17 protein-coding genes are annotated in these 20,609 nt (G+C 60.5%); 12 read left to right on the top strand and 5 right to left on the bottom strand.

Annotated features, from left to right (window positions below):
- Together AC1D17_RS00635 and AC1D17_RS00630 are read right to left on the bottom strand one after the other, a co-directional pair.
- Complete coding sequence (locus AC1D17_RS00635) at nucleotides 1-1,002, bottom strand: Gfo/Idh/MocA family protein (protein ID WP_477563503.1); 1,002 nt, start codon at nucleotides 1,000-1,002, stop codon at nucleotides 1-3.
- On the bottom strand, nucleotides 999-2,048 hold the full coding sequence (locus tag AC1D17_RS00630) for a LacI family DNA-binding transcriptional regulator (protein WP_477563502.1): 1,050 nt from the start codon (nucleotides 2,046-2,048) through the stop codon (nucleotides 999-1,001). The genes AC1D17_RS00635 and AC1D17_RS00630 overlap by 4 nt, the downstream gene beginning before the upstream one ends.
- 332 nt (nucleotides 2,049-2,380) lie before the next feature.
- On the opposite strand from AC1D17_RS00630, the gene AC1D17_RS00625 reads away from it, so the two are divergent.
- Complete coding sequence (locus AC1D17_RS00625) at nucleotides 2,381-3,544, top strand: dihydrodipicolinate synthase family protein (RefSeq protein ID WP_477563501.1); 1,164 nt, start codon at nucleotides 2,381-2,383, stop codon at nucleotides 3,542-3,544.
- A gap of 115 nt (nucleotides 3,545-3,659) precedes the next feature.
- Complete coding sequence (locus AC1D17_RS00620) at nucleotides 3,660-4,523, top strand: FkbM family methyltransferase (RefSeq protein ID WP_477563500.1); 864 nt, start codon at nucleotides 3,660-3,662, stop codon at nucleotides 4,521-4,523.
- Nucleotides 4,524-4,534: 11 nt separating this feature from the next.
- Here the strand turns inward: AC1D17_RS00620 and AC1D17_RS00615 are convergent, their stop codons facing one another.
- The gene (locus AC1D17_RS00615) at nucleotides 4,535-5,017 is read right to left on the bottom strand and encodes a class I SAM-dependent methyltransferase (protein ID WP_477563499.1); all 483 of its coding nucleotides are present in this window, start codon (nucleotides 5,015-5,017) and stop codon (nucleotides 4,535-4,537) included.
- A gap of 205 nt (nucleotides 5,018-5,222) precedes the next feature.
- On the opposite strand from AC1D17_RS00615, the gene AC1D17_RS00610 reads away from it, so the two are divergent.
- Nucleotides 5,223-6,401, top strand: coding sequence for a DUF3095 domain-containing protein (locus AC1D17_RS00610; protein ID WP_477563498.1), 1,179 nt, complete (start codon nucleotides 5,223-5,225; stop codon nucleotides 6,399-6,401).
- A gap of 6 nt (nucleotides 6,402-6,407) precedes the next feature.
- Here AC1D17_RS00610 and AC1D17_RS00605 read toward each other — a convergent pair whose 3' ends face one another.
- The gene (locus tag AC1D17_RS00605; protein WP_477563497.1) at nucleotides 6,408-7,751 is read right to left on the bottom strand and encodes a nucleotide sugar dehydrogenase; all 1,344 of its coding nucleotides are present in this window, start codon (nucleotides 7,749-7,751) and stop codon (nucleotides 6,408-6,410) included.
- A gap of 265 nt (nucleotides 7,752-8,016) precedes the next feature.
- On the opposite strand from AC1D17_RS00605, the gene AC1D17_RS00600 reads away from it, so the two are divergent.
- The 8 genes from AC1D17_RS00600 to AC1D17_RS00565 all read left to right on the top strand — a co-directional run bounded on the left by AC1D17_RS00600 (nucleotide 8,017) and on the right by AC1D17_RS00565 (nucleotide 19,278).
- Entirely contained in the window at nucleotides 8,017-9,366 is a 1,350-nt protein-coding gene (locus tag AC1D17_RS00600) for an adenylate/guanylate cyclase domain-containing protein (protein WP_477563496.1), read from the top strand.
- A 261-nt stretch (nucleotides 9,367-9,627) separates the two neighbouring features.
- The gene (locus tag AC1D17_RS00595; RefSeq protein WP_477563495.1) at nucleotides 9,628-11,529 is read left to right on the top strand and encodes an ABC transporter ATP-binding protein; all 1,902 of its coding nucleotides are present in this window, start codon (nucleotides 9,628-9,630) and stop codon (nucleotides 11,527-11,529) included.
- Nucleotides 11,526-13,427 (top strand): ABC transporter substrate-binding protein, encoded by a 1,902-nt coding sequence (locus tag AC1D17_RS00590; RefSeq protein ID WP_477563494.1) that lies wholly within the window; start codon nucleotides 11,526-11,528, stop codon nucleotides 13,425-13,427. Before AC1D17_RS00595 ends, AC1D17_RS00590 begins: the two co-directional genes overlap by 4 nt.
- Before the next feature lie 2 nt (nucleotides 13,428-13,429).
- Entirely contained in the window at nucleotides 13,430-14,428 is a 999-nt protein-coding gene (locus tag AC1D17_RS00585; RefSeq protein WP_477563493.1) for an ABC transporter permease, read from the top strand.
- Nucleotides 14,425-15,600, top strand: a complete 1,176-nt coding sequence (locus tag AC1D17_RS00580; protein WP_477563492.1) for an ABC transporter permease — start codon at nucleotides 14,425-14,427, stop codon at nucleotides 15,598-15,600. The genes AC1D17_RS00585 and AC1D17_RS00580 overlap by 4 nt, the downstream gene beginning before the upstream one ends.
- A 72-nt stretch (nucleotides 15,601-15,672) precedes the next feature.
- A complete protein-coding gene (locus tag AC1D17_RS00575; RefSeq protein WP_477563491.1) occupies nucleotides 15,673-16,881 on the top strand; it encodes a glycosyltransferase family protein in 1,209 nt (402 codons plus the stop codon).
- A gap of 7 nt (nucleotides 16,882-16,888) precedes the next feature.
- The gene (locus tag AC1D17_RS00570; protein WP_477563490.1) at nucleotides 16,889-18,136 is read left to right on the top strand and encodes a glycosyltransferase; all 1,248 of its coding nucleotides are present in this window, start codon (nucleotides 16,889-16,891) and stop codon (nucleotides 18,134-18,136) included.
- The gene (locus AC1D17_RS00565; protein ID WP_477563489.1) at nucleotides 18,133-19,278 is read left to right on the top strand and encodes a glycosyltransferase family protein; all 1,146 of its coding nucleotides are present in this window, start codon (nucleotides 18,133-18,135) and stop codon (nucleotides 19,276-19,278) included. Before AC1D17_RS00570 ends, AC1D17_RS00565 begins: the two co-directional genes overlap by 4 nt.
- Before the next feature lie 7 nt (nucleotides 19,279-19,285).
- On the opposite strand, the gene AC1D17_RS00560 is transcribed toward AC1D17_RS00565, so the two are convergent.
- Nucleotides 19,286-19,963, bottom strand: a complete 678-nt coding sequence (locus AC1D17_RS00560; RefSeq protein ID WP_477563488.1) for a class I SAM-dependent methyltransferase — start codon at nucleotides 19,961-19,963, stop codon at nucleotides 19,286-19,288.
- Nucleotides 19,964-20,001: 38 nt separating this feature from the next.
- Here AC1D17_RS00560 and AC1D17_RS00555 point away from each other — a divergent pair, with 38 nt between their 5' ends.
- Nucleotides 20,002-20,601 (top strand): hypothetical protein, encoded by a 600-nt coding sequence (locus tag AC1D17_RS00555; protein ID WP_477563487.1) that lies wholly within the window; start codon nucleotides 20,002-20,004, stop codon nucleotides 20,599-20,601.
- Nucleotides 20,602-20,609 lie beyond the last annotated feature (8 nt).

The following is a 20,609-nucleotide window of genomic DNA, read 5'->3' as shown; positions in this document are numbered from 1 at the left end:
TCAAAGTCCCGTTTCAATTGCGGCCGCGCCGCCGGTCTGCGCCGATGTCATCACCGCAAGCCCCGTGGCCAGCGACCAGATGCCGTCCTCGCCGCTGCAGAGCGGCCTGCCGCGGCCCGCAATGGCGTCATCGAATGCAAGCAGCGTATTTTCGTAGAGATTGCGGTGGTCGAGCGGCAATTCCGTCTCGCCATCGGCATTGCGCAGCGTCACGGTGCCGGCTGGTTTCTGACTCATGCAGTTGCGGCCGACCAGCGATCCGTCCGAACCATGCACCTCGAAACCCGTCTCGGCATATTTCGTAGTGAAGCCGTCATGAAACTGGGCGATCAGGCCCGACTTGAAACGCAGAACGCCCATGACCGCGTCTTCGAGCCCGGCTTTCGCCATGCCGCCATATTGGCCAAGCGCCACCGCCTCGACCGGGTCATCGCCAAGCACGAAGCGCAGTGCATCGGTGTCATGCACGGTAATATCGAGAATGACGCCACCGCCCGCTTCCGGCCGGTCAAGACGCCAGCCCTGCAGATGCGGCGGCAGATAGACCGCGTGAAAGACGCGCGCCGCCAGCGGCTTGCCGATCTTGCCGGCCGCAATCGCATCGCGCATCGCCCGGTGGGTGGCAGCCCCGCGCAAATGGTGATTGGTGGCCATGACCACGCCGGCATCGCGCGCCGCCTTGATCATGGCATGAGCATCTTCAAGCGACATTGCCAGCGGCTTTTCGCACAGAATATGCTTGCCGGCCTTGGCCGCGGCAAGCGCCTGGTCGCGATGCAGCTCATTCGTGGTGGAAATATAGACGGCCTGAACGTCGGGATCGCCGACAAGCGCGGCAACGCTGGTCACCGATTTTGCAATACCGTGGTCGCTGGCATATTTGGCACCGCGCTCGGCACTGCTGCTCATCACCGAAACGATCTCGCCGCCGGCGGCGCGGATCGCATCGATCACCCATTCATGGGCAATCGTGCTCGCCCCGATCAAACCCCAACGTGTCATAACAAGGATAGCCTTTCCCGCTTGTCGATGGCGGCACCACAGCTTTGGCGCACAACCAGCCGCACCGAACTGACGATCGCTTCGGCGTCTGCCCGTCCGGCATTGATCTGTTTCAAGAGAAGCTGCGCGGCCCGGCGCCCCATGCCCTGCGGATCGACCGAAATCGTCGTCAGCGCCGGCACCGCCGTCTGCGCCTCGATCACGTCGTCAAAGCCGATCACGGCAAAATCGTCGCCCGGATCGAGACGATGGGCGCGCAAACCGTCGCAAACGCCGAAAGCGACCGCATCGTTGAAGCAAACAGCAGCCGTCGGCCGTTCGCGCAAGAGCAGCGCCCGCTCGATGGCGGCAACGCCCCCTGCCCGCGATGGCGCAGAACTGACGACCAGCTCGTCGTGAACGGCGAGGTCCACGTCCGACAATGCGTCGCGATAGCCCTGCAGCCGCTCATTGAAAACAGCCGTATCGGGAAAGCCGCCGAGAAAGGCGATGCGGTGATGGCCAAGCCCAACCAGATGGCGGACCGCATCGCGCATGCCGGCATGATTGTCCGATACCAGCGACGAAACCTTGGCGCCGGAGACTTGCCGGACAACATTGACGACCGGAATGCCGCTTGCCACCAGCGACTTCAGATCGGCCGCATCGGTACCGCGCGCCGGCGACAGGATCAGACCTGAAATGCCATGCTCGCGCATCGAGGCGATGACCTCGCGCTGGCGATCAACACTTTCGGCGGTATTGGCAAGGAACTGCACGTAGCCGGCCGATTGCACGACCATGTCGACACCGACGGCAAGCTCGGCAAAAAAGCTGTTGGTCAGGTCGTTGACGACGATGCCGATGATTTTCGATTTGGAATTGGACTGGCGCAGGTTGGCCGCACCCCGGTTATAGACGTAGCCGAGATCACGAATGACTGTATTGACCTTGGCGCGGGTCACTTCGTTGACCAGCGGGCTCGCCTGCAGCACCAGCGACACAGTCGACTTCGACACACCGGCGGCGCGCGCAATATCGATAACTGTCACCCGGTCCTTAGCCACATTTCCCTCCCAGTTAAGGCTGATTGCCTCAGCACTTGCCGCAAGATAATTGGAACGTTCCAATTTTGTCAAGTGGATTTCGCAAAAACAGGGCCGATCCACAGGTGGGCATGAACAACCGGATCGACCGAAAGAGGATGACACTGCACATAATATTGAATTTAATATATAATATGCGAAGTTTGCACGCTCAGGCGCGTGATGTATGGCACACCGAAACCCACAATCCCGCCTAACGGACGCAGTTCGATACCATCGCCTCAAACAAATTTCCTCTTGAAATTTGGAACGATCTAAATTATTCGGCTTGCAATACCCAAGGAGGAGCCCGCATGTCCGCCACCCTGCCGCTGCCGCGCGCCGACGGTTCGCTTGAGATCTACCGCCTGACCGGGACGCCGATCTCACGGCCGCCAGCAGCCCCCGCTTTCAACCGTATCGCCTATGCAGCAGCACACGTCGTCTCCGATCCGCTGCGCGATCTCAACCCGTGGGGCCGCCCCGCGATTGATTGGGAGCGGACGATGGCGTTCCGCCACCATCTCTGGGCGCTGGGTTTTCGGATCGCCGAGGCGATGGACACGTCGCAGCGCGGCATGGGGCTGGATTGGACGGGCGCCCAGGAACTGATCCGCCGGTCGCTGACTGAGGCGCGGTCCGTGCCAGATGCCGATCTCGCCTGTGGCGCCGGGACCGACCATCTTTCGCCCGCCGACACGCGCTCGCTCGACGACGTGATCGGCGCCTATGAAACGCAGATCGGTTTCGTCGAAAAGGAAGGCGGCCGGTCGATCATGATGGCCAGCCGGGCGCTTGCCCGCATTGCCACTTCGCCGGATGATTACCGGAAAGTCTATGGCCGTATCCTGTCGCAGACCGAAGACAAGGTCGTGCTGCATTGGCTCGGCGACATGTTCGATCCGCAGCTGAAGGGCTATTGGGGTTCGGAAGATTTCGACACGGCGCTCGACACCGTTCTATCGATCATCGCGGACAACAGGGACAAGGTCGAAGGCATCAAGATCTCGCTGCTCGACAATGCCTGTGAAGTGGCGCTGCGCAACCGGTTGCCGGACGGCGTGCTCTGCTTCACCGGCGACGATTTCAATTATGCCGAACTGATCGAAGGCGACGGACAGAAATACAGCCACGCCCTGCTCGGTATCTTCGACGCCGTTGCGCCGTCCGCCTCAAAGGCGCTGGCGTCGCTCGCCGCCGGCGATGTCGCCACCTTCCGCGCGGTGATCGAGCCGACCGTCCCCCTGTCGCGAAAAATCTTCGAGGCGCCGACGCAATATTACAAGGCGGGTGTCGTTTTCCTTGCCTGGCTGAACGGCCACCAGAAGCACTTCACCATGCCGGCCGGCATGCAATCGGCCCGCGGCATGCTGCACTATGCCGATATCTTCCGCCTGGCCGACAAGGCCAATGTGCTGGACATGCCGGACCTGGCAGTGGAGCGGATGAAGGCGTTCCTGGTGACGCAGGGGGTCTAGTCAGGAAGGTCATCTCGGTTTCCATCGCGCCTGATGGCGTTTTCGCAGAAACGTCTTCATTTCCCGCTCAATCTCGTGTTGAACAGGATCAAGACACGATGGAGACGGACACGGCATGCAAGCGATGAAATCCTGGACGCGCCGGCTGCGCAAATGGCGCAATCGACTGGCAAAGCGGTTTCTCGCCACACCGACTGGCCGCGAAATGCTCGTCAACGCCGTCAGCCCGAAAATCCTGTCGATGACCGCTGATTGCGGCGACCATCTGATGACCTTCTCCCCGCATGATTACATTGGCCGCAAGATCTATCGCAAAGGCCATTTCGAACGCGAGAATGTCGAGCGGCTCCTGTCCGTGCTACGGCAAAGGGCTCTGCTGCAACCGGGAAAAATCCTGCTGGAGCTCGGCGGCAATATCGGCACGCAGACCCTCTATTTCGCGCTCAGCAAGGCTTTCCGCCACATCGTCACGGTGGAGCCGGATCCGCGCAACTTCAAGCTTCTCAAAACCAATATCGGCCAGAACGATCTGAACGATGAGATCACCGCGATCAACACCGCCGCGGGAGAGAGCGAAGGCACGCTCGATTTCTTCCTGCACCGGGATAATCACGGCAAGAGCAGCGCCCTGCGCCAGAGCGAACGGGATATCGAGATCAAGGTTCCGGTAAAGCCGGTCACTACCATGCTCACCGAAGCAGGCGTCGCAGCTGATGACATCGGGCTGGTGTGGATGGATATCGAAGGGTATGAGCCGGTCGCAGCCAAATCCATGCGGCCGCTCCTCGCCCGTCGCGTGCCGTTCTACATGGAGTTTTCCCCGGTCTTCTACGGACCGGCCGGATCGAGGGCATTCGTCGATTATCTGGCCGGATTCTATGAAAACTGCATCGTCTTTTACGAGGACAGCCAGGTGGATATGAAGGTCACAGCCCTGCCCATCGCGCAGGACCAGTTCGACGTCCTCTTCCTGCCCTGAACCGTCGCCGGTCAGCGTTTCCGGTAGAAATAGGTCCGCCCGGGATCGGCACCGGCAGGCAGCGGAAGAGGCTCGAGTTCGGGATGGGCAAGCGGCAGCCCGCTTGCGGCGATGCCACCGCTCTTCAGGGCTGCGGCGATGGACTGCGGCAGCCAGGTCAGCGTCTTGGCATCCTTTTCCGGATAGGCCGTGCCGATATCGGCATGCGCAAACGCGATGCCCCTGCCGGAAAACTGCGCAATCGTTTCCTGGATGTCACCCAGGATAAGGTCCGCTTCCGGCGGCGTCGAATCAGGATGCGAACCGATAGCCCGGTCGAAAACGATGATCCGGTTGTTTGGAAACAGTTCGCGGATATGGTCGTAGGTTCGGCCGTTGCCGAGCCCTATTTCCAGGATCACGCCATCTGGCGCGATCATCGAGGCCTCCTTGATATGGTTGAGAACAGCACGCTGGGAGTGCATGCGGGAGATAAAACCATCAAGGCGACTCATCTATTTCCATCCATTCATTCATTCAAATCATGCCGGTTGCATCGCTTAACACGAGACTTGGCAACGGGTCGACCGCAAGAGCGGGAAATTTGCTCCAAACGCCAATCAGGAGTGGAGAGCGATGAACCTGTTCCCGCCAGGTTTTTCCAGCGGCCGGTTGTCAAACCACTTCGCCTGCCCGGCGCGAATATGTTAGCCTCCAAGCATGGGCCAGCTTTCCAGTGAAACATTCTTCAGCGCGCTTCCGGTCTTCGTCGAATTCGCCGGCGTTGCCAATAGCGACAACTATCGCGCATTGCCGGCCGACTGGGCGCTGGCAACGGCAGACATCGTTGATTCGACCGGGGCGATCGAGGCCGGCCGCTACAAGGCGGTCAACATGGCCGGCGCCAGCGTCATCTCGGCCATCCTGAACGCTCTCGGCAACAACGACCTTCCCTTCGTCTTCGGCGGCGATGGCGCACTTGTCGCCGTGCCGCCCTCTGGCGTGGAGAAGGCAAGGAACGCGCTCTCGGCCGTCCGAAGCTGGGTCGGCGAAGAGTTGCAGCTGACGCTGCGCGCCGCTCTTGTTCCCGTTGTCGATGTCATCGCGGCAGGGCTTTCCGTTCGTGTCGCCCGTTTTCAGGTCAACCCCGATATTTCCTACGCGATGTTTGCCGGTGGCGGTTCGAGTTGGGCGGAAGCACGCATGAAGGAAGGCCTGTTTGCCGTACCTCCGGCACCCGCCGATGCACGGCCGGACCTGACCGGCCTTTCCTGCCGATGGAACCCCATCCAATCCCGGCATGGCGAAATCGTCTCCATTATCGCCATTCCCGCGGGATCAGAAAACATCGCCGCATTTCAGGCCCTGGTCGCCGACATCGTCGCGCTCGCCGCAGCCGAAGAACGCAACGGTCACCCGGTGGCGGTTGAAGGTCCGCAGATCGGCCTGTCAATGGCGGGACTTGCGGCAGAAACCAAAACGGCGCCCAAGGGAAAACGGTTCACGCACCGGCTTTTCATTCTGGCGCAGTATCTGCTGATGGCCGGTCTCTTTCGTTTCGGCCTGACGCTCGGCCGGTTTGATCCAAAAATCTACCGGCAGGACGTTGCCCGCAATACCGATTTCCGCAAGTTCGACGATGGCCTGAAAATGACCATCGACGTCGATCCGCAAAGGTTTGCCCAGATCGAGCGGCGACTTGAGGAGGCATCGGCCGCCGGCATCTGCCGCTTCGGCCTGCATCGCCAGGATTCGGCGCTGATGACCTGCATCGTGCCGACACCGCTCAGCCGCGATCACATGCATTTCATCGATGGCGCCGCCGGTGGTTACGCCGTGGCGGCCAGCCGGATGAAGAAGCAGATGTCCGCCAGTCCCGCTATCACTGCTACGCCTTGAAGCCAGCTACGCCTTGATAATGGCGCCGCTTTCGATCCCTCGTCGGGCGAAGGCATTGCGTGTATCGACGATCAGCGGCGACCAGCGCGCAATGGCAGCATAGTCGATTGCATCATGATCGGTTGCGATCAGGACGGCATCGAACGCCTTGACCGATTGTTCGTCCAACGGCACCGAAGTCCGCCCCTTCAGCGCCATGTATTCGCGTGTCTTCGGGATCTCTGCGACATGCGGATCGTGGTAGGCGGCACTTCCGCCCCGCTCCTCGATCAGCTCGATCAGCTTCAGCGACGGGCTTTCACGGATATCCGGCACATTCTTCTTGTAGGCGAGACCGATCACGAGGACCTTCGACCGGCTGAGCGCCTTGCCATGGTGGATATCCAGCGCTTCGGCAAGCCGTCCGGCCACATGCCGCGGCATGGCCGAATTGATTTCACCGGCAAGCTCGATGAAGCGGGTCGGCAACTCGTATTCGCGTGACTTCCACGTCAGATAGAACGGATCGATCGGAATGCAGTGGCCGCCAAGCCCCGGACCCGGATAGAACGGCATGTAACCGAACGGCTTGGTCTTGGCCGCATCGATGACTTCCCAGATATCGATGCCCATTGCCTCGTAGACGACCTTCAACTCGTTGACGAGGGCGATGTTGACCGCACGAAAAATGTTCTCGGTGAGCTTCACCGCCTCGGCCGTCGCCGGCGAAGACACCGGCACGACCGACTGGACGACGGCGCCGTAAAAGGCCTTCATCAGGTCCAAGGCCGCATCGCCGTCACCGGCGACGACCTTCGGGATGCTCGACGTGTGGAAATCGCGGTTGCCCGGATCTTCACGCTCCGGCGAGAAGCCAAGGAAGAAATCCTGCGCCGATTTCAAGCCGGTCTTTTCAAGGATCGGCCGAACAACCTCATCCGTCGTGCCGGGATAGGTGGTCGATTCCAGCACGATCAGCTGCCCGGGCTTCAGGGTCTCGGCGATGCGGTCACAGGTGCGGGTGATGAACGAAAGGTCCGGATCGCGGTGCTTCGTCAGTGGTGTCGGGACGCAGATGACGATAATATCGCAGGCGCCGAGCTGACTGAAATCGGTCGTGGCGCGAAAACGGCCTTCCGCCGTCTCCGTCGCCAGAACCGCATCCGGAACCGCCTCGATATAGGAGTGCCCGGCATCGATAGCGACGATCTTGAGCGGGTCGATATCGAACCCGGTCACGGTAAAACCATTGCGGGCAGCGGTGATCGCAAGGGGCAGGCCGACATAGCCGAGCCCGATGACGCCGGCATGGGCGCTATGGCCGGCGATCTTTGAAAGAAGGATCTCGCTCACGGAAGAATGGACGGTCAAATGGGTGTTCTCGACTGATCGTGACGCGCTGAAGCGCCTTTGCGGATGTGGGTCAGTTGAGGACAAATTGGTTTGAAGTCAAGGACCGCGACAGATGCGCATCTCGCCGCAGCCGGAACAATTCTCCAATTTTTACCCGCTCTGAATCTGGTTTTGCCATTTTCACAACCTATATTGGTCGGGTGCAAACGCCTGATCTATCGAGACGCAGACCGGACATCCGGCGATCGCCGGGATTTTCGTTGAGAAAGCGACACGTCACGCGATGAACATCCACAAGACGAATGTTTCGACCCACCTGCTGGACCGCGTATCGAACTGGCTGCAGCAGGCGGCCCTCAACGGCGAAACGCTCGAGACGGTTGTGACAGGCTTCTGCGAAAGACTGGCGGCCTCCGGCCTGCCGCTCAACCGCGTCCACTTGAGCTTTTCGATGCTGCATCCGCTCTATGACGCGCTGGGTTTCACCTGGTTGCGCGGCGAAGGCGTTACCGTCGAAGGCTATCGTGCCGACCCAACCGACGACAAGCCGGACCGGTTCTTGCAGAGCCCATACTATTATCTCCTAAGCAACAATCTCGATCATCTGCGCCGGCAGATCGATCCGTCCATGCGCTCGGAATTTCCGATCTTCGATGATCTGAAGGAAATGGGCGTTACCGACTATATCGCCTTCGTCCAGTCCTTTGGCGAAACGTCCGGCCAGGGCATGATCGGTTCCTGGTCGACCGACGCCTATGGCGGCTTCAGCGACAATGTCATAGAGGCCCTGCTGCGAATTCAGAACAATCTGGCTGTCGCTGCAAAGATGGCCGTCCTCGGCAAGCTCGCCGACAATATGCTGACCACCTATCTCGGGGAAAATGCCGGAAAGCGCGTCCTGTCCGGCCAGACCCGGCGCGGCGACGGCGAAACAATCCGGGCGGCACTGGTGATGGCGGACATGCGCCAGTCGACCGTGCTCGCGGAAAAAGAGGGGCGTCAGGTCTATATCGATACGCTGAACCAGTTCTTCGACGCCATCGCCACCCCGTTCAGCCGCAACGGCGGCGAGATCCTCAGTTTCGTCGGCGACGGCTTCCTTGCCGTCTATCCCTGTGGCCGCCACCGGGAGCCGTCGCAGGTCGCAGCCCTGGCTGCGATGGCGGCGGTGCGGCAGGCGTCGGCGCGGATGGCCGAACTCAACGCCGATCGCCGCCGCCAAAGTCTCGGCGATATCAATTATGGCATCGGCTTGCATGTCGGCAATGTCATGTTCGGCAATGTCGGCCTGAAAGACCGGCTGACATTTTCCGCCTTCGGCGCAGCCGTCAACGAGGTGGAGCGGCTCCAGGGGCTGACGAAGAAATACGCCCAGCCGATCGTGGCCAGCCAGGCATTCGCCACCTATAGCGGCGGCGAATGGGTGACGCTCGGCCAGGAAAAGCTGCGCGGCGTGCGCCAGAAGGTAACCGTGCTTTTGCCTGGGGACCAGAACCTGAAACTGGACGCGAGCGAGACCATGCAAAGCCGTTCGCTGGAGACGCGCTCCGAGGCCGAGCAGGTCATGCTGCTCTATCGCAACAGCAAGAAATCGCAGCCACGCGACCTGCTCTGGAACAAGCTGCTGCAGTAAGGATCAAGCCGCCGGGCGCCTATCCGGCACCGATTGCCCTGGCGGAATGCAAAAACAGCGCCATCCCGCTCGAATGATTGTTGTTTTTTTCAAATCGCGACGCTTCCGGGCCGCGATTATATCCGCACGCACTTTACCAGCCTAAGGTCATGGACACACCAATTTCCGTGCGATAGTCTCCTTGCAATGGAGCCGGGTTTCCACCCGGAGGTGCGCTCTGCGCGATTGCAAGCCACCCGAGAGACAAGGACATATGCTGGCATGAAATCAGGCACGGACCTGCTGCGGATCGAGAATTTGAGTATCTCGTTCGCGATGCTCGGCGGGCAGATCGATGCTGTCCGCAATGCCAGCCTGCGCGTCCTGCCAGGCAAGGTGACCGCGCTGGTCGGCGAGTCCGGCTCCGGGAAATCCGTCATCAGCCAGTCCGTGATGGGCATCCTGCCGAAGTCCGCCACCTGCACCGGCCGCATCCTGTTTTGCGATCCGGCGACCGGCGAACAGCCGGCCGACCTTCTGGCCATGCCGCGCGACGGGCGGGAAATCCGCAATCTGCGCGGCAACCGTATCGGCAAGATCTTTCAAGAGCCGATGACATCGCTGTCGCCGCTGCACACCATCGGCAACCAGATCAGCGAATCCCTGAAAATCCACACTCCTATGTCCAGCCGCGAGCGGCGCGACCGCACCGAGGAAATGCTCGGGCTCGTCGGCTTCCCCAAGCCGTCGCGCGCCTTCGACATGTATCCGTTCGAATTGTCGGGCGGCATGCGCCAGCGCGCCATGATCGCCATGGCGCTGATCTGCAATCCCTCGCTTCTGATCGCCGACGAGCCGACGACCGCGCTTGACGTGACCATCCAGGCGCAGATCCTGCAATTGCTGCGCGGATTGCAGACCAAGCTGAACATGGCCATGCTGTTGATTACCCACGATCTCGGCGTCGTCGCCAATGTCGCGGACGAGGTTGTCGTCATCTATCACGGCGAGATCATGGAGGCAGGCCCGGTCGAGACCATTTTCCGTAAGCCGTCACATCCCTACCTCAAGGGCTTGATGGCCGCCGTCCCGCATTTCGACATGAAGCCCGGCGAACGCCTGAAGGCGTTGCGCGAGGTTCCGGTCAATACCAGCAATCTGCTCGGGAAAAAGCAGATCGTCGCGGCCGACGAAGCCCTGAAGCCGGAAATCCTGCTTTCGGTGCGCGATGTCAGCAAGACCTTCACCACCCGCAAATCGAGCTGGCTGACCAAGGATACCGCCGGCGCCGTCAAGGCTGTCGATGGCGTCAGCTTCGACATCATGCGCGGCGAATGTCTGGGACTGGTGGGCGAAAGCGGCTGCGGCAAGACCACGCTCAGCAAGATCCTGATGCGCGCCGTGACACCGGACGGCGGCGCGATCATGCTCAACAGCAGCGACGGCCCGATCGACGTGCTGAAGGCGGAAGGTTCCGGACTGCAGGAGTTGCGCACCAAGGTGCAGATGGTGTTCCAGGACCCCGTCTCCTCGTTGTCGCCACGCATGACGGTGCAGAACATTCTGAGCGAACCGCTGGAAATCCACGGACGCGGCAGCGGCAAATCCCGCGTCGAGACGGTCAAGGCGCTGTTAAACGCAATTGGTCTCAGCGAACGCCACCTCAATCGCTATCCCCACAGTTTTTCCGGCGGCCAGCGCCAGCGCATCGGCATTGCCAGAGCGCTTGCACTCGGGCCTGACCTGTTGATCTGCGACGAGCCCGTCTCTGCGCTCGATGTGTCCGTTCAGGCGCAGATCCTCAACTTGCTGAAGGATCTGCAGAAGGAACTGGGGCTCACCTATCTCTTCATCTCGCACAACCTTGCCGTCGTCGACTACATGGCCGACCGTATCGCGGTGATGTGCGGCGGCCGCATTGTCGAGATCGCCCCGCGCGAGACGCTGATGGCGGCGCCCGTTCACCCCTATACCAAATCGCTGCTCGCCGCCGTGCCCTTCCCTGATCTCGACCGGCCGCTCGATTTCTCCCTGCTCAATCCAAGCGGCGCATCCGACAAGCGCAGCTGGGGCAAGCATTTCTCCGATGAGGGCGACGCAAACGCGCTGGGGACGGCGGACCTCGGCAACGGTCATCTTGTTCTGGCGCGAAAAACCGCCGATGTCAGGGAGCTCGTACCATGATCACCCGGCGCACCACCCTTGGCCTGCTTGCCTCCGCTTTCGTTCCCGGCGTCGCGCGAGCGACCCCGGAGCCACCATTCCTGCGGCCTTATCTGCGCGCCCAGACGCTTCCCGACATCAGCGAGCGCATCCCCAAGAATCCGCGGCGCGTCAACGTTGCCGCCATGGGCCGGCAGCCCGGAAAGTACGGCGGAACCGTCCGCATGCTGATCGGCAGCCAGAAGGACATCCGGATGATGACGATCAACGGCTATGCCCGTCTGGTCGGTTATACCGAGGACCTGCAATTCCAGCCCGACATTCTGGAAAGCTTCGACGTTCAGGAAGGCCGGATTTTCACGTTCAAGATTCGCGACGGCCATCGCTGGTCCAATGGCAGCTATCTGACATCCGAGGATTTCCGCTACACTTGGGAGGATGTGATCCTCAACAAGGATCTGCGCAAGGGCGGCATCCAGCGGGAGCTGCTCGCCGATGGCGAAGGGCCGACATTCGAGATCATCGACGAACTGACGGTCCGCTACACCTGGAAAGTACCCAACCCGGACTTTCTTCCGGGCCTTGCTGCCGCTTCGCCGGTCGTCATCCTGATGCCGTCGGCCTATATGCGGCATTTCCACAAGAAGTATCAGGACGATTTCCGCCTGTCGGCGCTGATGAAACAGTACCGCGTCAAGAAATGGGCCGATCTGCACATCAAGATGTCGCGCCAGTACCGTCCGGAAAATCCCGACCTGCCGTCGCTGGATCCGTGGATTCCGCGCACAGCCCCGCCAGCCGAGCAATTCGTGTTCGAACGCAACCCGTTCTTCCACCGGATCGACGAAAACGGCCTGCAACTGCCCTATATCGACCGCTGGGTTTTGAATATCAGCTCGTCGGAAATCATCGCGGCCAAGACCGGCGCGGGCGAGACCGATCTGCAATCCACCGGCGTCGATTTTTCCGACTATGCCTTCTTCAAGGATGCGGAAAAACGCTATCCGGTGAAGGTCAATCTCTGGAAGCGCATCCAGGGGTCGCGCCTCGCCCTTTTGCCGAACCTGAACTGCGCCGACAAGGTCTGGCGCGATCTGTGGTGGGACGTGCGGGTCCGGCGCGCACTGTCATTGGCGATCGACCGGCACGAAATCAACATGGTAAGCTTCTACGGCCTTGCCAGCGAAAGCGCCGATACCATTCTGCCCGACAGCCCGCTTTTCAAGCCGGAATATGCATCGGCATGGGCCAGCTACGATCCGGATCAGGCCAATAAGCTGCTTGACGAAGCCGGCCTGACCAAACGCAACAGTGACGGCTTCCGGCTCTTGCCGGATGGCCGCGACGCGCAGATCGTTGTCGAGACTTCCGGCGAAAGCACGCTCGAAACCGACGTCCTTGAACTGATCAAGGACCATTGGGCGAAAATCGGCTTCGCGCTTTTTATCAAGACCTCGCAGCGGGACGTTTTCAGCAGCCGGACGATGAGTGGCGAGATCATGATGTCCATGTGGTCAGGCATCGAAAATGGTGTGCCCACGGCCGATATGAACCCCGGCGATCTTGCGCCGAGCAGAGACGACCAATTTCAATGGCCGGCATGGGGCATGTACTACCTGTCCATCGGACAGAACGGCAGTGCACCGGAATTGCCGGAGGCGATCACGCTGATCGACCTGCTCAAGCAATGGCGAAAGACCGTCGACAACGAAGACAGAACGCGTATCTGGCACCAAATGCTGGAAATCTATACGCAAAACGTCTTTTCGATCGGCATCGTCAACGCTGCGCTCCAGCCGATCATGCATTCCGCCTATATCCGCAACATTCCCGAGAAAGGCCTCTACGGCTTCGACCCGACCTGCTATCTCGGGGTCTACATGCCAGATACGTTCTGGTACAGCGAAGAGGTTAGCTGAGCATGTTGCGTTATATTTTCTGGCGCATTCTGGCGATGATACCGACCCTCGTCATCATTTCCGCGCTGGTGTTCACCATCATCGAACTGCCGCCTGGCGATTATTTCGAAAGCTACATTGCCGAACTTCGCGCCCAAGGCGAAGCTGTGGACACGGCTGAGATCGATGCATTGCGCAAGGAGTACGGCTTCGATCAGCCGCCGGTGATGCGGTATTTCCATTGGGCTGCAGGCCTGGTGCAGGGCGATTACGGCTATTCCTTCGAGTATCAGCTGCCGGTCAACGAGGTGGTCGGAGATCGTCTGTGGCTGACGGTGCTGGTCTCCTTCGTGACCATCCTGTTCACATGGCTGATCGCCTTTCCGATCGGCATCTACTCCGCCACCCATCAATATAGCTGGGGCGACTACGGGCTGACGTTCCTGGGGTTGATCGGCATCGCCATTCCGAACTTCATGTTCGCGCTGATCCTGATGTATTTCGCCAATATCTGGTTCGGCACGTCCATTGGCCATCTGATGGATCAGAAGTATCTGGCCGAACCGATGAGCTGGGAAAAGGCGAAATCGATCCTTGAGCATCTCTGGATACCCGTCCTGATCGTCGGCACAGCGGGCACCGCCGGCATGATCCGCCGCCTGCGCGCCAATCTGCTCGACGAACTGCAGAAACAATATGTCGTGACGGCCCGCGCCAAAGGCCTGCATCCGTTCCGCACGCTGGTGAAGTATCCGCTGCGCATGGCGCTCAACTTCTTCATTTCGGATATCGGCTCGATCCTGCCGGCGATCATTTCCGGAGCCGAGATCACGGCCATCGTGCTTTCGCTCGAAACGACCGGACCGATGCTGATAAAAGCGTTGCAAAGTCAGGATATGTATCTGGCCGGCTCGTTCCTGATGTTCCTGGCCTTCCTCACCGTGATCGGCGTACTGATTTCAGACATCGCGCTCGCATTCCTCGACCCGCGCATCAGACTGCAAGGCGGTAGCACCAAGTGACGGTATCTCTTCCCCAATCCGGCGAACCGCTTTCGCATTACATCTCGACAGCGCCGTTCGATCCCCATTCCGTCGATGTGATGACGCAGGAGCAGTTGCGGATCTATCAGGCCTCGCAACTGCGGCTGATGTGGTGGAAATTCAAGAAACACCGCCTTGCGCTGTTTTCTTTGTATTTCCTCACCTTTCTCTACGTCACCATTGCCATCGTCGAATTCCTGGCGCCCTACAATCTGCACACCCGCAACGTCGATTTCATCTATTCGCCGCCGCAGCGCGTCCATCTGTTCCATGAAGGCAATTTTGTCGGGCCGTTCGTCTACGGACGCACGATGACGCTCGACATGGATACGCTGCGCCGGATCTACACCGACAAGCCGGATCAGGTCGAACCGATCCGCTTCTTCTGCCGGGGCGACGGATACAAATTCTGGGGCCTGGTACAGACCAATATCCATCTGGCTTGCCCGGCCAAGGACGGGCAGCTCTTCCTTTTGGGCAGTGACCGCCTCGGCCGCGACGTGCTGTCACGTATCCTTTACGGAGCCAGGATATCCTTGACCATCGGCCTGCTCGGCATCACCATGAGCTTCGTGCTGGGTATCACCATCGGTGGGCTTGCGGGTTATCACGGCGGCATCTTCGACCTGATCGTCCAGCGCATTATCGAGGTCCTGCAATCGATACCGAGCATCCCGCTATGGATGGCGCTCGCAGCCATCATGCCGGTCACCTGGAGTCCGATCCTGATCTATCTTGGCATTACCGCCATTCTCGGCCTGCTCGACTGGACGGGGCTTGCGCGCGCCGTCCGCTCGAAACTTTTGGCCCTGCGTGAAGAGGACTACGTTCTGGCAGCGCAATTGATGGGCGCGGGTTCGAGCCGTATCATCGGCCGCCATCTTGTGCCCGGCTTCATGTCGCATCTGATCGCAACCGCGACGCTGGCGATCCCCGGCATGATCCTCGGCGAGACGGCGCTGAGCTTCCTTGGCCTTGGTCTTCGCCCGCCGATCACCAGCTGGGGCATTCTTCTGACCGAAGCTCGCAGCGTCAGCGTCATTGCTTTTTATCCCTGGCTGTTGTTTCCAACCATTCCGGTCATCCTCGTGATTCTGGCGTTCAACTTCCTGGGCGACGGACTTCGCGATGCTGCCGATCCGTACAAGTGAAGTGGATACCGATATGCTCAGGATACTCCTTGCGGAGATAGGCAACGCCATGGGAGACAAGAGGCTGCGCTCATGACGCGCCGGATCGAGGATGCGCGCATCCTGATGTACAGCCACGACACGTTCGGCCTCGGCCACCTCCGGCGGTGCCGGACGATTGCGCATTCGCTGGTCGAGGATTATCGCGGCGTCAATATCCTGATCATCTCGGGCGCAACGATCGCCGGTGCGTTCGACTACCGCGCCCGCGTCGACTTCGTGAAGATCCCCAGCGTCATCAAGCTGCGCAACGGCGAGTACACGTCGATGGACAGGCATATCGACCTGCATGAGACGCTGAAGATGCGCCGGTCGATCATCCGCCACACGGCCGAGACCTTCCAGCCGGATGTCTTCATCGTCGACAAGGAGCCGATGGGGCTGCATGGCGAAGTCGAAGAGACGCTCGCCTATCTCAAGAAACAGGGGACAACCCTGGTTCTCGGCCTGCGCGAGGTCATGGACGCGCCGCACCTGCTGGATGCGGAATGGAAGCGCAACGACGTGATGCGCAAGATCGGCCAGTTCTACGACAGCATCTGGGTCTATGGCCCACCCGATTTCTACGATCCCCTCGTCGGCCTCGACGTTCCACCGATCGTGCGCGGCAAGATGGATTTCGTCGGCTTTCTGCAGCGAAGTGTCTCGCAGGATGTCGAATCCGAGCACAAGCCGAAGGGCGACTATATTCTGATCACCACCGGCGGTGGCGGCGACGGCTCCGACCTGATCCATGATGTGATCGACGCCTACCAGGAAGACCCGACGCTGACGCACAAGGCGCTGATCGTTCTTGGCCCCTACATGCCGGTCAAGCAGCGCCACAAGCTTTTGATGAAATGCGCCAAGATCCCCTATCTCGAGGTGATCGAGTTCGACAACCGGATGGAAGAGCTGATTGCCGGCGCCAAGGGCGTCGTCGCCATGGGCGGCTACAACACCTATTGCGAAATCCTGTCCTTCGACAAGCCGGCCCTGATCGTCCCCAGAGTCATGCCGCGCGAAGAGCAGCTCATCCGAGCCAGCCGCGCCGCAGAACTTGGCCTGATCGACATGCTTTTGCCGGAGGAAGCGGCCGATCCGATGCGCTTTGCCGCAGCACTCAAGGCACTGCCGGATCGCAACCCGCCCTCCAAGAGCGCCAAGGGCATGACGCTCGAAGGGTTGGCGAACATATCGCAGATCGTTGGAGAATGGCTCGGTCGCCGCGACCACGAGCACCTGACGGTCGTGAAAGGTTGAGCCAAAGTTGACCCAGCGCCGCAAGATCGTCGTGGTGCTCAAGGGCTATCCGCGCCTTTCGGAAACATTCATCGCACAGGAACTGCTCGGCCTGGAAAAGGCCGGTTTTGAACTCGCGCTTGTTGCGTTGCGGCGGCCGACGGACAAGAAGCGCCACCCTGTCCATGACGAGATCAGGGCTCCGGTCCACTACCTGCCGGAATATCTGCATGAGGAGCCACTGCGGGTCGCGCGCGCGCTGATCACGTGCCTGCCGAAGCCGGGCTTCTGGCGGGCCTTGCCGGCGTTTTTCTCCGATCTTTGGCGTGACCGGACGCGCAACCGGGTCCGGCGTTTCGGACAGGCGATGGTGCTTTCGGCCGAATGGCCGGCGGGCGGAGAATGGCTGCACGCGCATTTCATTCACACGCCGGCCTCCGTCGCCCGCTATGCCAGCATGATCAGCGGTACACCCTGGACCTGCTCTGCCCATGCGAAGGATATCTGGACGTCGCCCGATTGGGAGCTTGCCGGCAAGCTCGCCAACACCCGCTGGACCGTGACCTGCACGCAGACCGGCTTTGAACAACTACGCCATCTTTCCGGCGGCAGGCCGCATGTACATCTGAGCTATCACGGCCTGGATCTCCGCCGTTTCGGTCCATTTGACGGCACTCGTCCGGCCTATGACGGGTCCGATCCCGCAAACCCGGTGACGATCGTCAGCGTTGGCCGGGCCGTCGAGAAGAAGGGCTTCGATATCCTGCTGCGGGCGCTGAGCCTGCTGCCCGCCGGGCTCAACTGGCGGTTCGTTCATATCGGCGGCGGTGAGCTGCTGGAAAAGCTGCAGGCGCTGGCATCCGAACTCGGCATTGCCCAAAAGGTGACCTGGTACGGGTCCCTGTCGCAGACCGAAGTGCTGCAGCACTATCGCGACGCCGATATATTCGCCCTTGCCTGCCGCATCACCGCCGATGGCGACCGTGACGGATTGCCGAACGTCCTTGTCGAGGCGTCGAGCCAGGCGCTGGCCTGCATATCGACGAATATTTCCGGGGTGCCCGAATTGCTCGTTGATGGAGAAAACGGCTTTGTCGTCGCGCCGGAAGACCCGCAGGCGCTGGCCGAGGCGTTGGCAAAAGCCGTCCGCGATCCGGCGCTGCGAAAGCGGCTCGGAGAAGCAGCCGAACGCAAGGTGCGCAGCCACTTCGATCATCAGACCAGCATCCGCCAGTTGAAAGACCTGTTCGAGACGGAATGGCGGACTGCACCATGACCGACGGCCAGAACCGCAATCCCCGCGCCTTTTTCTACGTCCAGCACCTGCTCGGCATCGGCCACCTTGCCCGTGCCAGCCGCATCGCCCGCGCGCTGGCCGAGGATGGTTTCGACGTGACGGTCGTGACCGGCGGAACACCGGTGACCGGCTTTCCCGGCCCGCTCGTCCATCATGTCGCCTTGCCGCCGGTCACTGCCGGCGATGCCGGCTTTTCCGGGCTGGCTGATATCGACGGCAACCCGGTCGATGACGCTTTCAAGGAAGATCGCAAGGCGCGGCTGCTGGCAGCTTTCCACCAATGCCAGCCTGATATCGTCATCATCGAGGCCTTTCCCTTCGGCCGCAGGCAGGTCCGTTTCGAACTCTTGCCGCTGCTTGATGCCATCGCCGCGATGGACAAGAAGCCGCTGGTCGTCACGTCGCTGCGCGATATCCTGCAGGAACGCTCCAAGCCCGGCCGCGACGAGGAAACGGTCGCACTGGTGAAGCGATATTTCGACCGGGTTCTGGTCCATGGCGATCCGGCCTTTGCCAGGCTGGAAGATACTTTTCCGCTGGCCGCCGATATCACCGGTAAGGTGATCTATACCGGGTTGGTGGCCGCCCCCGCCCCCGCGCAGCCAACCGAGCGTTTCGACGTCATCGTCTCGGCCGGCGGTGGTGCGGTCGGCAATGCCCTGATCCGTGCAGCACTTCAGGCCGCAAAGTCGATCGGCAAGCCTTTGTCCTGGGCGCTGATCACCGGCCCCAACCTGCCGCAGCCGGACTTCGACGCAATCCTAGCCGATGCTCCCGCCCAGGTCAGCGTCTACCGCTTCCGTCCCGACTTCGCCAGCCTGCTGGCCGGCGCCAGACTGTCCGTGTCACAGGCGGGCTACAACACCGTTTGCGACATTCTGCGCGCCGGATGCCATGCCCTGCTTATTCCCTTCACCGCCGGAGGTGAAACCGAGCAGACCGTCCGGGCCGAGCGTCTCGAAAAGCTTGGGCTTGCACATGTCCTGACTGAAGACGACCTGTCGGCCGATAGTATGACACGGGCAATCGAGAAAGCGCTCGCGGCAACGGACCGGCCGCCCCACAATCTCGATCTTGACGGCGCGCATCGCACCGCCACGATTTTACGCGGGCTGATCTGATCTCGGATCAAACCGTGCCGATCACCATGAAGCGGGTATATTTCTTCATCTGCAGCGATCCGGCAAAGGCCACATGGCTGAGCGACGTCTGTTCCTGGAAAGCCTCCAGCGAGGGTACGCAGTTGATGTGGGTCGGCTCGCTGAAATAGTCGTTCGACTGCAAAAGGACCTTCGTGCCGCGCGGCAGAAGCGAAAGCCATGCGGGAAGATCGGCAATGTGTTCGCAGCTGGTGTTGATGACGAGATCCGCACCGCGGGTAGCGTAATCGAGCGCGTACATATCCTGCGTCACCGTGCGAAAATGCGCACCGGCCCTGGCATTCAGCGTTTCGGCGATTTCGCCGACCTCCGGGTCGATATCAATGCTCTCGAAGAGTTCGATGTCGAAACGGCTGTCATCGAAAAACATTGCCGGAAGCACGCCATACCAGCCGCCGAGCAAGACGATGTGTTTAAATTTTCCGCCAAGGCTTTCAAAAAGCTTTTCGCGCGCCCATATCTTGCTTCCAACCTGCTTGTGGTTGAAGGCCGTGCCGAGGTCCGCGTCCGGATATTTGGCGATAACTTTCGCAAGGCCTTCTATCAGAGAGCTTCCCGTATAGGCGGAAAGACCGCGGATAATATCGAAGGCACTCTCGTGCCAATCTGTTGTGTTTGCTTCGTTTGGTCGGGTGGTTTTCATCATGCGCGTGTTGTAGTCTGGACTTTTCTGGAGTGCAAGGAATGCAAGTCAACCTGAAGGATGCCGTCTCCGATCTACCGCCTTTGGAGGCGGGAAAGGATATTCCGCATCTGGCAGGACTGGGCGCAACGATGCGGCAGGTCTTCGCCGCCCACTTCATGCGCGACTGCCCGCATATCCTGGAAATCGGCGGCCATATCCGGCCGGTCACCCCTTATCTCACCCATCATCCGCTGTCGGTCACCTCCGTCGATCCGAAAACCGAGGCTTACGAGGCAAACGAACTGAACGGAAAACAATGCCATGTGCGGCATATTCCGGCGAAATTCCAGCAGATCGACTATCACTACCAGCCGGGAAGCTACGGCCTCGTCCTGCTCGGCTATTCGCTAAAACCGTTCGGCCGCAAGGATCCGCTGGGCGACCTCTTGTTCTCGCTGATCGAGAACGCCAAAACGGTCGTGATCGAATATGCGCCCGAACTCGAACGGGCCGCCTCCCAGGTGCCGCATATCGTCAGCCGTCCGGCCGTCACGATCCGCGGACAGTTCGATCTTCGTCTGCACGACCCGGAGATCGCCGGCACGCCTTACGCTGCCCGGCGCTTCTACGTCCTCGACACCCGCTACACGGCCAGTTGAATCCACCC

The organism is Pararhizobium sp. P1_E7, assembly GCF_056405855.1.
This window is presented reverse-complemented; position numbering and strand designations above follow the sequence as displayed.